We start from the raw sequence: 12724 nt of genomic DNA, 5'->3' as shown, positions 1-12724 counted from the left end.
GTCCTGTCAGGAAAGCTGCACGACCGTCCGTGCATCGGCCAGCCGGCCGGCGGCGTGATCGCGCAGCATGTCGAAGAGAGGCGCGCACTCCTCCACCAGCTCGATCAGCCAGGGCGCGCGGATCCAGCCCTGCCGGGTCCGGATATCGATGGCCTCGATGTCGGCGCGGAAAGGTCCGCCCTGGTAGGTGATGCGCACGGCGAAATGACGATCCACCGGACCGAGCTGAAGGCACAGCACGCCGTCCCATTCGGTCCGCATGGCCAGCCCCCGGACAGCAGAAGGCCCGCCGCGACATCTGCCGGGCGGGCCTTCCTTCACACGCAATTCGTCCCGCTCACCCTGTCAAGGTATTGACCTTTCGTCAAGGATTATATTCCCATGGCGTTGCAGGCACGCTAAAGCCGGTGAGCACATGATCGCGCAGGCTCCAGCCGCCGATTCGCTCCAGCAGTTCCGTCATCCCGGCGTGCCAGCCGGCATAATCGGTGTTGGCCTCGACGATGTCGGCATCGCTGTGGGCAGGCTCCAGCGGGCACCATTTCACCTGCACCTGCCGGCGCCCATCGCCGAAGGAGCGGAAGTGGAAACCCCGCTCGTCCTCGACGATCCGGCGCTGCCCGCGGGCGTCGAAGAGCGATTGCCCGCGCAGCACATAGCGCTTGGCCAGCTCCGACCGCGTCGGCACGAACTCCCACCGCTCGGCCGTGACATGCCGGTATCGGCCGCGCGCCTCGCTCGGCCGCTTCACCGCGACCATGGCAGGCACCAGCGGCAGCCAGTCCGGCCGGGTGCCGGATCGCCCATGGAAGCGGACGAGGCGCCGCTGCCACGGGTCCAGCCACCCCACCGCGTTGGCCACCGCCTCGGCATCGGGATGGACCGTCACGGCGATGCCGCGCACCGGTCCGCCGCCGTCCACCCGGTCGCCGGTCTCATGGCGGCGCAGCAGCTCGGCCACGCCGTCGCCGCTCACCCCTTGAGGCTCCCATCCATGGTCATTCGCCGCGGCCTCAATGTCGAAGAGGCCGGACTGGACACGGTCGGCCTGCTGATCGCGCAACGCCCAGGTCACCAGGCTTTCAAGGTCGAGGCGCCGGCGAGTGTCGCAGTGGGCAAAGGCTAAGGCCACGATGCCCCCGATCAGGCTGCAACCGGCACGGCCACCGGCTGGCACAGCGCGCCAGGAAACAGCATACCGATTCCCACCACCAGCGTGTCCAGGGCCTCCATGGAGATCTGCCCCGGATCGATGCGGCCGGTGTGTTGCAGGTAACGCGCTTTGGCGAAGAGGTCTTGTGGCGTCAGGATGTCACCCTTGACCAGGACCTCCTCCAAGTTGCCACGCAAAGCCTCGATGTGGTCGGCATCGCCGCTGCCCAGCGCTTCATAGGCGAGGAATACAGGCATCAGCTTGGAATCATTGGCAAGCATGGGGCGACCTCCGGCGACCACCCGGCGGCACACATCCGCCAGGGTCGTTAGGATTGTTTGCCCAAAAGGATTACCAATTCCTTGCGACAAATTGCGCGGACAGGATTTTTTGTTGCTTTTCCCCCTCATGGCTTCGTGGAACCGCTGTCAACCGATCAATGTTCTTGAAAAGTTCCTATGCAGCGCCATCCTGACGGCCAGTGTCAGCAGCAAGGAGGAAGCCATGTGCGAGCCGCAATTGGTCTACATGCGTTCGTGCCCAATTGCCTCATACGATGCCATGATCTCGGCAGGCTTCCCCAGCCCGGCGGCCGACTATGTCGAAGGCCGCATCGACCTTGCGGAGGTGCTGGTGCCGCACCCCAGCGCCACCTTCACCCTGCGCATCTCCGGCCACAGCATGACGCGCGCCGGCATCCACGATGGAGATTTGGCGATCGTCGACCGAAGCCTGACGGCTCGGCATGACGACGTTGTGGTGGCCGTGCTGGATGGTGAGCTGGTGTGCAAGCGCCTGCTGGTCCGGCGCGGGCGCTATTACCTCGCACCGGAGTCGGATGATCGCGCGTATCAGGTCATCGACGTCACCGATCGCCACGACTTCGAAGTCTGGGGCGTCGTCAGCGCGACAATCCGGATCCACCGGGGCTGACGATGGCCAGCACCTTCGCCCTGGTGGACTGCAACAATTTCTATGTGAGCTGCGAGAGAGTCTTCAACCCGCGGCTGGAGGGGGTGCCGGTCGGTGTGCTGTCGAACAACGACGGCTGCTTCGTCGCCCGGTCGGCCGAGTTGAAGGCGCTGGGCGTCACCATGGGCCAACCCCTGTTCGAGGTTCGTGACCTCGTCCGCCGCCACAATGTCCGGGTCCTGTCCAGCAACTATGCTCTCTACGGGGATCTCAGCGCCCGCGTGACCGATTGCCTGCGGGGCTTTGCTCCGGCTCTGGAGGTCTATTCGATCGACGAGTCGTTCCTCGATCTGACCGGAATAACGGGCTCCCTGCCCGCCTATGCCGCCGATATTCGCCGGACAGTGCGGCGCTGGACTGGCATTCCGACCTGTGTCGGGATTGCCCCTTCCAAGACCCTGGCGAAGCTGGCGAACTTCGCCGCCAAGAAAGCCTTGCGAGATGATAGCGGCGTCTGCGACATGACCAGCCCGGACGTTCGGGAAGCGATCCTCGCGCAGGTGCCAATCGCTGAAGTGTGGGGCATAGGGCGGCGATCAGCCGAAAAGCTGGCGAAGTTGTCGGTTCACACGGCAGCCGACTTGCGCGACCTCGACCCGCGGCTCGCCCGTCAGGTGCTGACGGTGACCGGCGAAAGGCTCGTCTACGAGCTGCGCGGCATCGCCTGCATGCCGCTCGATCTGGCGCCCAACCCGCGTAGAACCATCGCGGTGACGCGCTCGTTCGGCCAGCCGGTGACGGTGTGGGATGAGATGCGCGAGGCCGTGGCGACCTACGCCACCAGGGCGGCGGAGAAGCTTCGTGCGGAGAAACTCGCGACCGAAGCTGTCCAGGTGTTCTGCCACACCTCGCCATTCCGCCCCGGTCCAAGCTACAGCAATGCGGTGACGGTGGAGGTGCAGCCGGCAAGCAGCGACACCTTCCAACTGATCGCTGCGGCAATCGCTGGCGCCCGCCGGATCTGGCGTGACGGCTACGACATGAGCAAGGCCGGCGTGATCCTGACCGGCCTGATCCCGGAGGGAAAGGTGCAGCCCGACCTGCTCCAGGCCGCTGATCGGCAGCGCGGCGCGAAGCTGATGGCCGCGCTCGATGCGGTCAACACCAAGATGGGACGGAACACCCTTGTGCCGGCGGCCACCATCGGCCGCTCTTGGCGCATGCGTCAGGACCAACGTTCGCCCAGCTATACCACGAAGCTGGACGAAGTGCCGGTAGTGCAGGCCTGACGGACCTGGAATCTCTTTCTTGTTAAACGATTGGCACCCCAACCTTCACGCCAACCGCATAGTAGGGGTCCTTATGCATCCGGAAGAGATGTGAGCTGGACGCAAAGCGCCTTCAAAAAACATTATGCCGTTATGGTTTAAGGGATTTAACTTTTAAGAGAATTAAGTTTCTTGATCTTCCTTTTATGAGACTGATGATGCATGACCTCTACTTCTTATAAATTCCTTGAAAGCCAAAACGCAAATACGATAATATATCATAACAACATCAACATAAGAGAGTATGCAGCGTGTCACTTATTAGCATTTTCCGCAAGATCGACAGGTTCTACCACTATGTGGATGCAAAAGCATACCTAATCCTTATGATTGTATATATACTTCTTGGATATGTATTTTCATACAAATTCAATGACTGGACCTATTTGGAACGCTGGTCCTCGCTTATAGTTGTTTTTGGACTTATACTTCTTTCCAGAAGATATCTTAGACTTGGCCCTCGCGAGATATTTTTACAAGATACAAGAATTGCCAGCAATCGAGCCCCACAAACAACGGAAGAAATTGAAGAAAGAGATCAGCTTATCAGAGACATTGAAGCCATCAAAACCGGTTTTGTTATTTCTTTAGTTGGAACAGTGCTTTGGGGATGGGGATCAATATTTCCATGGCTTCCTCCACTTTTGCTCCTGATATTCCCTCTTCTCTGGGTGTCAGACTACTTTAATGACAAGAGGATAATTAACAGCACGTCAAACAATACAGAAGAACAAGAAAGCTGCACGCCAGAGACACCAGAGACACCAGAGACACCAGAGACACCAGAGACACCAGAGACACCAGAGACACCAAAATGATTGAAATATCATCTTGCTAACAACAAAAACCTTCGCCCTATCTGCAAAAAACCTTATGATCTGCTGTGGCGAATTTTCGTTGAGAAAACGATTTTCCGGCAATATTTGGATGCTATCAGATAAGTTATAGGGGTGCACCACTCCATTCCTCTCAGCACAGATGCCAGAATATTAGGCTGTTAATAATAGATCAAAGCTGGACCTCTATTAAAGTAGCCAAATCATCAATCTTTAGAGAAGAGGGAAAGCGTTTCGATATATAAACTCGGGCACAAATTCAACTGTCTGTAGGCTCATCACGATAGGCCCTCCAACAACCTGTTATGCAACTCCACCACATGCCGGACTACCTCGGCCGCGGCCGGGTCGGGTGCGACCATCACCAGCAGATAGCGGCGCACGCCGTCCAGCTCGACGGTGATGGCGCCGGGGTCGTCCGGATCCGTGCTCCACGGCAGCGACAGCGCCGCCGCGAAGCGTGACTCGCGCGGCGGCGCCGGGGGCGGTGCAGCCACCTCCCCCACCGGCCGGGCCGGCGCCGGCGTCACCGCCGGCACCTTCAGCGCCTCCACCTGCCCACGTGTCACCGCCGGGTGGATCGTGCCGGCGTCCAGGGCCTGCTGGCGGGTGTCGTCCGGCAGGGTGGCGATGGCGTAGAGGGTGCTCATCGCTTCCGGCAGGCGGTCCAGCGGCACCTGCCCCTCATCGACGAAGGCGGCGATCTCGCGCAGCTTGCGGGCGGTGGAGGTGCTGAACGGAAGGTCGGTCGCCACCATCGCCTCGTACTCGCCATGGGGCAGAGCCGCCTTGGCCTCGTTCAGGCGGCGGCCGACGGCGATGGTCGCCTCCAGCGCGTTCGACCATTCGCGGCGGATGTCGGCGGCGAACTCGGCCCGCGTGGTCAACTGGCGCGGGGTGGCCAGCATCGACAGGCGGGCGTCGCCCAGGCTGCGGTGGGCGGGCGGCTTGGGGCCGGAGTCGGATCGGGACATGCGGGTCAGCCCTCCATCGCGGCGGACAGGTGGAGCCAGAGGTCGCGGAACAGCGGGCCGGTGCGGGAGCCTGGGATCTCCGCGGTGCCCAGCCCGGCGATGAAGCTGCGCGGCACCTCCTGAAGCTGCGGGATCTCCACCGGCGCCACCGCCCCCATGGCGGAGACAATGGCGCGGGCGTCGGCGATCTCGCGCAGGCGCGGCACGACCTGGCTCAGCAGCAGACGCATCGGCCGGCGCCGGGCGCGCAGGTAGGGCAGCATGGCCTGCATGCTGACCAGATCCTCCGGGCCGGGGCGGACGGGCACCAGCACCAGATCGGCGCAGTCGAACAGCAGGGCGGTCGCCTGGGCGAAGTTCTCCACCGCGGTCGGGGTGTCGATCACCAGCAGGTCGAGGCCGTGCGGAGTCGGCCGCTCCGTCACCGCGCCCAGCGGGCGCTGTTCGTGGAGGATCGGGGCGGCGTCGGCCGGGCGCAGGCCGTGCCAGTGGGTCAGCGAGCCTTGCGGGTCGGTGTCGAGCGTGCCCACCCGCCGGCCGGCGACGGCGGCCGCGACGGCCAGATTGCGGACGGTGGCGGTCTTCGGACCGCCGCCCTTCCCCTGGACCACCAGGATCGTCCTCATACACGGTCCCCCTGCCCTGCCCGGCCCGCCTGGGCGGCGATGGTCTGGCGGATGATGGTCGCCTCGCGTTCCAGGATTTCGGCGATGGTGTCGAGCGGGGAGTTGATCGCCTCGGTCGCGGCCTTCAGCGCCTTCAGGGCGTCGCTGTGGGCCTTGATGGCGTGCATCAGGCGGAAGCCCTCCTGCCGCAGCTCGGGCGGCAGGGCGCGCAGATGGGCAAGCGCGAGGTCCATGCTCTCCTCGCGGGTCCGGGCGGGCGGCGGGGGCAGAGCGGCGGGCTCATCCGGCCGGGCGGCGGACAGCGAGGCGATGTCGATCCGCTCGCCCCGGCGCAGACGGTCGAGCGCCCGGTCGGTCAGGGCGGAGCGCGCCCGTTGCTCCTCCTCCTGCCCGATCCGTCGGGCGCGGCGGTCGATGGCGTCGAGGTCGGCGCGGGTGAGGACCGGCGCCAGGGCAGGATGCGCGGCCCCGCCGGTCACGGCGTCGAACAGCTCGACGATCTGGATGGTGACGGTGATGGCGCGTTCGGTCTCGGCCTTGGTGCAGAGATAGACGGCCTGCTTCTTCGTCAGCCAGAACTCGGTGGCGGGGCGTCCGCCCTTCCGGGAGGTTTGCGCCACCGTGGCGCAAACCTCCCCGAACCGTTCCAGCACCTCGCGATGCCGCTCGATGAGCTTTCGAATGTCGCGGACTTGGGAGAAGCCCAGAACCTCCGCAAGGCGGAGGTCGAGAACACGCGGCTCGCCGCTGACAGTGGTGTCGATGTCAGACAGAGATAATGTGGGCGTGACTTGCCCGTTATCGCCCATGGTGATCATGGCGAAGCCCTCTTGTGCGGCATTGCCGGCAACAGGAAGGCTTCTGAGGACCGCCCTGGTGCCGGGGGCTCAGAACCTGCACAAGCCAGGCCGGACTATTCCCCTTGCGGGTGTTGTATTATCCGACCCCCGACGAAGGGCCATGCTACGGACGGAATCCGGGCATGAAAAGAGCCGCGTTGCGAAAATCGCACGGGCGGCTATCCGCTTGTGGGGAGGTTCTGAGGCTCCGGGGGAAGAGTCGCTCCGTTGGGGGTGGGGCGTCAAGGGTAGCGAGAGAGTGCTTCCCACATTCCAGATCTTCCACATGTTTCCTTAGAGACCAACATATGCATGTATGATAATCTACATATAACATTTTTGTAGCGCTTCGTGTCGAACAACGCTTACCATAAGATGCTTCCTGAAAAGACTTGAGGTGCGTAACGGTGTATCTTTCTTTCGATAACTGATCCATCTCAATACACCACCCAAAGATGCTGTCTTCCAATCAGCGGACAAAAAAGAGGGCATAAAATGGAAATGAGAGTTTATTCTTTCTATAATAACAAAGGCGGCGTTGGAAAAACGACGCTATGCTGCAATTTGGCAACCAACTATGCAGCAAACAATCCTTCTAAAAAAGTTCTTGTAATTGATATGTGCCCTCAGGCGAATGCCTCACAATTCCTTCTTGGTGGCGGACAAGCTGGCTACAATGTCAACCAGAGGATTCAAAGGACCGCCGGAAGAAAGAATATTGTTGGATTTATTGATTGGATGTTGAAAGGCAATTCAAGTTTCACCACAAAGCCCAGGCAGGCTTACAGTGTTTCTGTCAACACGTATAACAAAAACATTCCGAGCAATCTACATTTAATTGCTGGAGACTCATTTCTCGAGTCACTTTCTCTAGCTCTTAACTATGCAGTAATCAATCCAGCGAATAAAAATTCCTGGAGAGATTATATGACTTCAATAAGGAAGCTCTGCGAATTTGAGTATGAGCAAGAATCAGATAAGTATTCTTCGATGACTGTATTCATCGATTGCAATCCTAGTTTCTCAATCTATACGCAAATGGCGTTGGTTTCTTCGGACTATGTCATACTTCCGGTTATGGCCGACTATAGCTCTCTTGAAGGAATTAAGGGCATATTCATGCTTCTATATGGAGAATATCCATCAGAAGTAAATAAGAAATACGCAGAGGATATTGTTACATTCCCAGGCCAAATCAAGCAATTTGGCCTTAACCTTCCTAAGATATACGAGATCATTTTTAATAATTACACGGCAAACCGAGGAGTTGCCACCGCATACGAATCATTGAGAGGAGAAATCATTGATTATGCTTACGAACAAAAAACGAGATTCCCTCAGATGTTTGCAGAAACAGATCCGCCTTCCGTAACAAAAAGCGATTTCATGAAGAATTATGTCTCAAATATCAAAGATTTTCACACCGCTGGAAAAGTGTCAGCCTCTCTTGGCATACCAGTCATGTCTCTTCCAAAGCACTCCTCCTACGTCATGCCGGATGGAGAGAAAGTAAACCTTCCAGCAGGCAATTACTCTCTATCAATTGACGAAATTAAGCATCTCACAACAAGAATTATGTAAATATCAAAACTTTCCTTAGAGGCTAAAAATGGCAGGCGGCGAGCGGCGATCAGTAACCATTTACTACAAGCGCCTTGCAGATGATGCGAATTATCTCGGCGACCAAACCTTAGAGCAGGCCGTCCGCGAGGCATTGAACAGGCCTGTAGAAGGTGCACGCATCAAGGACTTGTGGCGCGCTCGCTGCCGTGCAAACCCCAAAGATGATCGCGAGAACGTTTTCATCAATCATCATCAAGATGATGGAAACCTTCTGTTCGGTGATCTTGTTTGCTTCACCCAGGGGCGAGCGCAAGCCCTTCTTGCGACGCCAGGCGATGTTGATGAGGTCGATGTAGCGCAGTTTCCACCACCAGAACGCCATGAATTTTTGAACTCCATGATGTTCTGGATGTTGATTGGTAATCATGCCTTTATCATCCAGTCGCCTGGACTACGTAGTGAGGCTCTAGAGGTCTACTTCTCATGGTTCCTTACCGTTAAAACCAATGTGTGCGACCATCGGCTTCAAGTTATCCTGGCCGATGAACTCAACGTGGCCAATGCTGGCGGCGCTGGCGTGGAGGATGTGACTTCGATTGTCATCGGCGGACGGGTGACAGGCCAATCCCTCGCTGCCTCCGATGCAAGAGAGGTCATCCAGCCCGGCGGGGTCGATGCCGTACGCGTCCGACGCGAGCAACGCGATCTGGCGGAGGTGACGGAAGCAGGCGACACTGGGTTTGCTGACAGGGTTTTGAAGGCGGTATATGGCGACCAGGAAAGGGTCAATGCGGCCTTGCGGGCGATGCCGGAGGACGCCACCTTAAAGGTATCGGTCAAGCTCGGCTACGAGCGGCCAAAGAAGGATCTGGATCGCTCCGCGTTGAGAAATCTTCTGATCGCTGCCCGGAATTTGCCGGACAGTGATCTTTCGGCAGATACGAAATCGGGAAAGATCAAGGGCGACGTGATCCGATTGACCTATGGACCGAGGGTCTTGGTAATTGGCGATCTGCTGGATCGGAACGACGTTAAGCGGGCTATGGTTGAAGCTTATCGAAACTTCATCGATAACGGTCGGATTGAACCGTGAGCCTTCCCCGGCTGGCACCCGGATCTGGAGAACGAGCTGAGCGCCCATGAACAAGCGCTTCTTGTTGTATCTTGTGATTACGATAGGAAGCGCTGCAATCCTTGCGGCGTTCGTATCCGTGCCTGACCTCAAGAAAGTATCAACCGTGATTATGGCGCTTTTCGGCGCCCTCACTGGCTTCCTTGTTAACTTGATGATGAGAACCGCTCAAGCGTTGGAAGGGCAAGGACTTAAAGCATCGGAACTGATAGAAATATCCGAGCTTCTAAGAGTACAGCAGAAAGGATGGCGGAAGCTTTTCTATCTGTACATCCTTGTTATTATTTCAATTCTATCTATATCTCTCTCACCAGATATTTGGGAAGTTACAATACGTAACGTCAAAATAAATTTTTCTATGGTCGGTCCTACGATATTTGGCACCATTCTAGCTGTCGCTCTTCTTCGCAGCTTGTCGATGCTCACCGGTATTGAAGCATTACAAGAACTGCGCTCCAGCCTTCTGATTGGCGCCGCGAAGCGTAAAGAGCAGGAGGCTCGGGAAAAGGCTTTGTCAGAAATCACCTACAAGCCTGGGCCAACAAACCCGTCCTATGGCCGGACTATTCCATTCCCCGGAGCCAACCCTCCTGCCGGCTAACTTCGCCACCTACGGCACCAAGACCGGCAATTACCACTGACCGGCCAACGCCAAGGAGGGCGCCATGCGGATCAAGACCCACCCCGGCGAGGTTCTGCGCGAAGAGTTCCTCGTCCCGCCCGATCTCTCGGCCCATGCGCTGGCCCTGGCTCTGCGCGTGCCGGCGCCCCGCATCGGGGAAATCGTCAACGAACGGCGCGGGATCACCGCCGACACCGCCTTGCGGCTGGCGCGCTATTTCGGCACCACGCCGGAATTCTGGCTGAACCTTCAGATGGCGCATGACCTGTCCGCTACCGCCGCCGACCATGGCGAGGAAATCCAGCGCAGCATCGCCCCCCGCGCCGCCTGACTGGGCCGGCGGCGTCACTCCGCATCGGATCGCCGCCGCTCCAGGCGCAGGCCCGGCAGCAGGATCGTCACGTCCGCCCGCCGTCCCAGCAGCCAGCGGGCGGCGCAGCGCCCCAGTTCCCACCCGAAGCCGCCCAGCGTGGCGGTGCCGAGCAACGCGAAGACCAACCCCAGCGCGCCCATCACCGCGCCCCCTCGGGCTGTCGGCACCGCGGATCGGCGAGGCGCAGCCGGATCAGGTCCGCCGTGGTCAACAGGCGTTCGTCCACCTGGTGCAGCGCGCCGCAGCGATAGACCCGATGGCCGGCGGCGCGCAGGGCCTGGACGGCGCGATAGAGGGCGTCGGCCTCGCGCTGGGGCTGCACCGGCCGGTGGCGCGCGGTGCGGGGCGGATCACCAAGATCCAGGCGAAGCTGCCGCTCGGGCCGGCGGCGGGACAGGGTGCCGGGCTGGACGGGCATGGCTCAGGCCCTCCCCGCGATCCGCGCGAAGGCCGAATCGGCGGCGACTGGCGGAACGGCGACGGTGATGTCCACCGCATCGACATGGAACAGCCGCAGCAGCTCCAGCTCGTAGGCCGCCCTAATCCGGTCGGCAACGCAGCGATTCGGCGCGGTGACGGTCAGCCTGCGATCCCCGGATAGCCCAAGCCTGCATCCCCGGAACCACGTCGCATGCTGGACGGCGCCGATCCGGCGGGCGATGCGAGCGTGGCCGTCGCGCTCGATGCCGGTGGCGGATGGCGGCGGGCTGGCGCCGGCGCTCGCGTGTGGGCTCGCGCGCGTGGGTTCACGGGTTTTATCACAGGGTTTGGCCGACACCGGTGTCGGGCGATGAAGGCCGGTTCCGGCGGGCGATCCGGGGGCAGTTGGCGGGCGTTCGGCGCTTTGGCCGACTCCCGTGTCGCCGACACCGCTGTCGGGCGATGGATCGTCGGACGGATCGGGGACGTCGCCGGCCGGGCCGTCCTCGCGCTCCAGCCAGTCCAGGCACAGGCGCATGCGGGTGGGCTGGCCCCGGCCACCGGCGCGGTCGCGGACGATGACGCCGGCGGCCAGCAGCGCGCTGCGCGCCCGCTCCACATCACGGGTGGACAGGGCGCAGAGCCGCGCCACCGCCTCCACCCCGGTCCAGGTCAGCAGCAGGCCCAGCGCCTCGAACATCTGGCGGTTGACGCGCTCCAACATCACGAGGGCGACCAGCTTGTCGCGCGGCTTCAGCGCCGGGCAGGCCAGAACGGCGCAGCGGAAGCGGCCGACGGTCTCGCGGAAGGCGGCTTGCGGCTTGGCGGCGGGGACAGGGGTGGTCGAGGCAAATGGCAAGGACATGGGGGCACCTCCCCGGCGGCGCGGTGACCGGCCGGCGGCAATGCGGCTCCCTGCGGGCACACGACTCCGTGGCTGCAAGGAACAGCGGATTTTAATCCTGATTTCTGATACCCTCCGGACACGCATCGCCGCGTTCCCGCCGTGGGCACGGCAGGGACAAAGGGCATTGGCGATGATTGCGGTCCTAGCGGGGCGGCCTCGGCGGGGCCGTCCCGTCTCAGGGCGGGGCGCGCGGATACAAGGGCCAAGCTCCGGCGTTCACCGCCGCGCGGGCGCGCAACGGTGGGGACAAGACGGGTGCGGCGCGGCCACCGGCGAGGGCGGACGCTGGGCACCGGATGACGGGGGCTTACGGGGAGAAGCCGGCGCCGGTCAGGGTGGCGCGCGTGGCGATGCCATCGGGCAAAGCTCCAGGGTTCACCGGCGCGTGGGCGCGCGGCGGCAGGGGGTGAAGACGCGCATCGCTTCCGGCCGTCTGGCGGCCGAAAGCGGCGCGGTCTTCAAAGTCGATGGGGGCGGCTGACTGGCGACCGTCGAGCGGCCGCACGGCGGGCCGCGCGCCATGGCGCAGCCGGCGCGATGGCGGGCAACGGGGCGGGCTTCGCAGTAGAAGCCGTTGGTTTTCTGGATAGATCTGGGATCCGAAGGGGGGCTGGCTGTCGGGCGGCGCCCGATCATGCGGATCCCCGTTGCGGCGATGCTGGCCGCAAGGGATGCAGGCGGTCGGTGGCGCGCTGCATCAGCGCCAGCAGCCCGGCCGCGTCGTCGTCGGGCAGATCGGCGAGGGAGTCGCGGTGGCAGAGCGTCCGCACCAGGCGGTCGACGCTGCACCATGTCACCGCGGCGGCGGCCTCGAAGGCTGGCCAGGCGGCCAGGACGGCGCGCTGCGCGTCGGTGAGGGCCGGGTCAGCGGGGGGCATGGCTGGCCCCAGACAGGGAAAGCGGCCGGAGTCTGCTGACGACTCCGGCCGCGGCCGCTCCGCCGGTACGGACAAGGAACCCGGCGGATCGGTGGCTGTGGCGACGGGCAACGCGGCCGGCGGGACTCGGGACGCTCCCGATTGACCGGGCCGGGCAGCCG

At 61.6% G+C, this 12724-nt stretch carries 18 protein-coding genes; 8 read left to right on the top strand and 10 right to left on the bottom strand.

Going from position 1 to position 12724, the window contains the following annotated elements:
- Positions 1 to 6: 6 nt before the first annotated feature.
- Positions 7 to 261 (bottom strand): hypothetical protein, encoded by a 255-nt coding sequence (locus ABNQ39_RS14220; protein WP_376958174.1) that lies wholly within the window; start codon positions 259 to 261, stop codon positions 7 to 9.
- Positions 262 to 364: 103 nt separating this feature from the next.
- The gene (locus ABNQ39_RS14215) at positions 365 to 976 is read right to left on the bottom strand and encodes a hypothetical protein (RefSeq protein ID WP_376958173.1); all 612 of its coding nucleotides are present in this window, start codon (positions 974 to 976) and stop codon (positions 365 to 367) included.
- Between the two features lie 18 nt (positions 977 to 994).
- On the opposite strand from ABNQ39_RS14215, the gene ABNQ39_RS14210 reads away from it, so the two are divergent.
- Entirely contained in the window at positions 995 to 1126 is a 132-nt protein-coding gene (locus tag ABNQ39_RS14210; RefSeq protein ID WP_376958172.1) for a hypothetical protein, read from the top strand.
- 17 nt (positions 1127 to 1143) lie between these two features.
- Here the strand turns inward: ABNQ39_RS14210 and ABNQ39_RS14205 are convergent, their stop codons facing one another.
- Positions 1144 to 1434, bottom strand: a complete 291-nt coding sequence (locus ABNQ39_RS14205; protein ID WP_376958171.1) for a hypothetical protein — start codon at positions 1432 to 1434, stop codon at positions 1144 to 1146.
- 112 nt (positions 1435 to 1546) lie between these two features.
- On the opposite strand from ABNQ39_RS14205, the gene ABNQ39_RS14200 reads away from it, so the two are divergent.
- The 3 genes from ABNQ39_RS14200 to ABNQ39_RS14190 all read left to right on the top strand — a co-directional run bounded on the left by ABNQ39_RS14200 (position 1547) and on the right by ABNQ39_RS14190 (position 4211).
- Positions 1547 to 2086, top strand: a complete 540-nt coding sequence (locus ABNQ39_RS14200; protein WP_376958170.1) for a LexA family protein — start codon at positions 1547 to 1549, stop codon at positions 2084 to 2086.
- A gap of 2 nt (positions 2087 to 2088) precedes the next feature.
- Positions 2089 to 3354, top strand: a complete 1266-nt coding sequence (locus ABNQ39_RS14195) for a Y-family DNA polymerase (protein WP_376958169.1) — start codon at positions 2089 to 2091, stop codon at positions 3352 to 3354.
- A gap of 290 nt (positions 3355 to 3644) precedes the next feature.
- Positions 3645 to 4211, top strand: a complete 567-nt coding sequence (locus tag ABNQ39_RS14190; protein ID WP_376958168.1) for a hypothetical protein — start codon at positions 3645 to 3647, stop codon at positions 4209 to 4211.
- A 296-nt stretch (positions 4212 to 4507) separates the two neighbouring features.
- Here ABNQ39_RS14190 and ABNQ39_RS14185 read toward each other — a convergent pair whose 3' ends face one another.
- From ABNQ39_RS14185 to ABNQ39_RS14175, 3 genes are read right to left on the bottom strand one after another with little or no spacing between them, the layout of a single operon-like run.
- Positions 4508 to 5203: a DUF3102 domain-containing protein gene (locus tag ABNQ39_RS14185; RefSeq protein WP_376958167.1), complete on the bottom strand. Its 696-nt coding sequence runs from the start codon at positions 5201 to 5203 to the stop codon at positions 4508 to 4510.
- Positions 5204 to 5208: 5 nt separating this feature from the next.
- On the bottom strand, positions 5209 to 5829 hold the full coding sequence (locus ABNQ39_RS14180) for an AAA family ATPase (RefSeq protein WP_376958166.1): 621 nt from the start codon (positions 5827 to 5829) through the stop codon (positions 5209 to 5211).
- Positions 5826 to 6647: a hypothetical protein gene (locus ABNQ39_RS14175; RefSeq protein WP_376958165.1), complete on the bottom strand. Its 822-nt coding sequence runs from the start codon at positions 6645 to 6647 to the stop codon at positions 5826 to 5828. The genes ABNQ39_RS14180 and ABNQ39_RS14175 overlap by 4 nt, the downstream gene beginning before the upstream one ends.
- Before the next feature lie 516 nt (positions 6648 to 7163).
- Here ABNQ39_RS14175 and ABNQ39_RS14170 point away from each other — a divergent pair.
- From ABNQ39_RS14170 to ABNQ39_RS14155, 4 genes are all read left to right on the top strand, one after another.
- Positions 7164 to 8249, top strand: a complete 1086-nt coding sequence (locus ABNQ39_RS14170; protein WP_376958164.1) for a ParA family protein — start codon at positions 7164 to 7166, stop codon at positions 8247 to 8249.
- 28 nt (positions 8250 to 8277) lie between these two features.
- Complete coding sequence (locus ABNQ39_RS14165; protein ID WP_376958163.1) at positions 8278 to 9324, top strand: hypothetical protein; 1047 nt, start codon at positions 8278 to 8280, stop codon at positions 9322 to 9324.
- 46 nt (positions 9325 to 9370) lie between these two features.
- Positions 9371 to 9964: a hypothetical protein gene (locus tag ABNQ39_RS14160; protein WP_376958162.1), complete on the top strand. Its 594-nt coding sequence runs from the start codon at positions 9371 to 9373 to the stop codon at positions 9962 to 9964.
- A 64-nt stretch (positions 9965 to 10028) separates the two neighbouring features.
- On the top strand, positions 10029 to 10316 hold the full coding sequence (locus ABNQ39_RS14155; RefSeq protein WP_376958161.1) for a HigA family addiction module antitoxin: 288 nt from the start codon (positions 10029 to 10031) through the stop codon (positions 10314 to 10316).
- Positions 10317 to 10330: 14 nt separating this feature from the next.
- Here the strand turns inward: ABNQ39_RS14155 and ABNQ39_RS14150 are convergent, their stop codons facing one another.
- The 4 genes from ABNQ39_RS14150 to ABNQ39_RS14135 form a co-directional block, all read right to left on the bottom strand.
- Positions 10331 to 10498 carry a hypothetical protein gene (locus ABNQ39_RS14150; protein WP_376958160.1) on the bottom strand — a complete coding sequence of 56 codons (168 nt, stop codon included), beginning with the start codon at positions 10496 to 10498 and terminating at the stop codon, positions 10331 to 10333.
- Complete coding sequence (locus ABNQ39_RS14145; RefSeq protein ID WP_376958159.1) at positions 10498 to 10776, bottom strand: hypothetical protein; 279 nt, start codon at positions 10774 to 10776, stop codon at positions 10498 to 10500. Before ABNQ39_RS14145 ends, ABNQ39_RS14150 begins: the two co-directional genes overlap by 1 nt.
- A 3-nt stretch (positions 10777 to 10779) precedes the next feature.
- The gene (locus ABNQ39_RS14140; RefSeq protein WP_376958158.1) at positions 10780 to 11643 is read right to left on the bottom strand and encodes a hypothetical protein; all 864 of its coding nucleotides are present in this window, start codon (positions 11641 to 11643) and stop codon (positions 10780 to 10782) included.
- Positions 11644 to 12317: 674 nt separating this feature from the next.
- The gene (locus ABNQ39_RS14135) at positions 12318 to 12563 is read right to left on the bottom strand and encodes a hypothetical protein (protein WP_376958157.1); all 246 of its coding nucleotides are present in this window, start codon (positions 12561 to 12563) and stop codon (positions 12318 to 12320) included.
- Between the last annotated feature and the right edge of the window lie 161 nt (positions 12564 to 12724).

Source organism: Azospirillum sp. A26 (assembly GCF_042604635.1).
GTDB classification, from domain to species: Bacteria; Pseudomonadota; Alphaproteobacteria; order Azospirillales; family Azospirillaceae; genus Azospirillum; species Azospirillum palustre.
Note: the sequence above shows the minus strand (reverse complement) of the source record. Positions and strands in the feature narration are given on the sequence as shown.

Coding starts and splice junctions, on each gene's coding strand:
- ABNQ39_RS14220 (WP_376958174.1), bottom strand. CDS start 261: ATGCGGACCGAATGGGACGGCGTGCTGTGCCTTCAGCTCGGTCCGGTG.
- ABNQ39_RS14210 (WP_376958172.1), top strand. CDS start 995: ATGGTCATTCGCCGCGGCCTCAATGTCGAAGAGGCCGGACTGGACACG.
- ABNQ39_RS14205 (WP_376958171.1), bottom strand. CDS start 1,434: ATGCTTGCCAATGATTCCAAGCTGATGCCTGTATTCCTCGCCTATGAA.
- ABNQ39_RS14195 (WP_376958169.1), top strand. CDS start 2,089: ATGGCCAGCACCTTCGCCCTGGTGGACTGCAACAATTTCTATGTGAGC.
- ABNQ39_RS14185 (WP_376958167.1), bottom strand. CDS start 5,203: ATGTCCCGATCCGACTCCGGCCCCAAGCCGCCCGCCCACCGCAGCCTG.
- ABNQ39_RS14180 (WP_376958166.1), bottom strand. CDS start 5,829: ATGAGGACGATCCTGGTGGTCCAGGGGAAGGGCGGCGGTCCGAAGACC.
- ABNQ39_RS14175 (WP_376958165.1), bottom strand. CDS start 6,647: ATGATCACCATGGGCGATAACGGGCAAGTCACGCCCACATTATCTCTG.
- ABNQ39_RS14170 (WP_376958164.1), top strand. CDS start 7,164: ATGGAAATGAGAGTTTATTCTTTCTATAATAACAAAGGCGGCGTTGGA.
- ABNQ39_RS14165 (WP_376958163.1), top strand. CDS start 8,278: ATGGCAGGCGGCGAGCGGCGATCAGTAACCATTTACTACAAGCGCCTT.
- ABNQ39_RS14160 (WP_376958162.1), top strand. CDS start 9,371: ATGAACAAGCGCTTCTTGTTGTATCTTGTGATTACGATAGGAAGCGCT.
- ABNQ39_RS14155 (WP_376958161.1), top strand. CDS start 10,029: ATGCGGATCAAGACCCACCCCGGCGAGGTTCTGCGCGAAGAGTTCCTC.
- ABNQ39_RS14150 (WP_376958160.1), bottom strand. CDS start 10,498: ATGGGCGCGCTGGGGTTGGTCTTCGCGTTGCTCGGCACCGCCACGCTG.
- ABNQ39_RS14145 (WP_376958159.1), bottom strand. CDS start 10,776: ATGCCCGTCCAGCCCGGCACCCTGTCCCGCCGCCGGCCCGAGCGGCAG.
- ABNQ39_RS14140 (WP_376958158.1), bottom strand. CDS start 11,643: ATGTCCTTGCCATTTGCCTCGACCACCCCTGTCCCCGCCGCCAAGCCG.
- ABNQ39_RS14135 (WP_376958157.1), bottom strand. CDS start 12,563: ATGCCCCCCGCTGACCCGGCCCTCACCGACGCGCAGCGCGCCGTCCTG.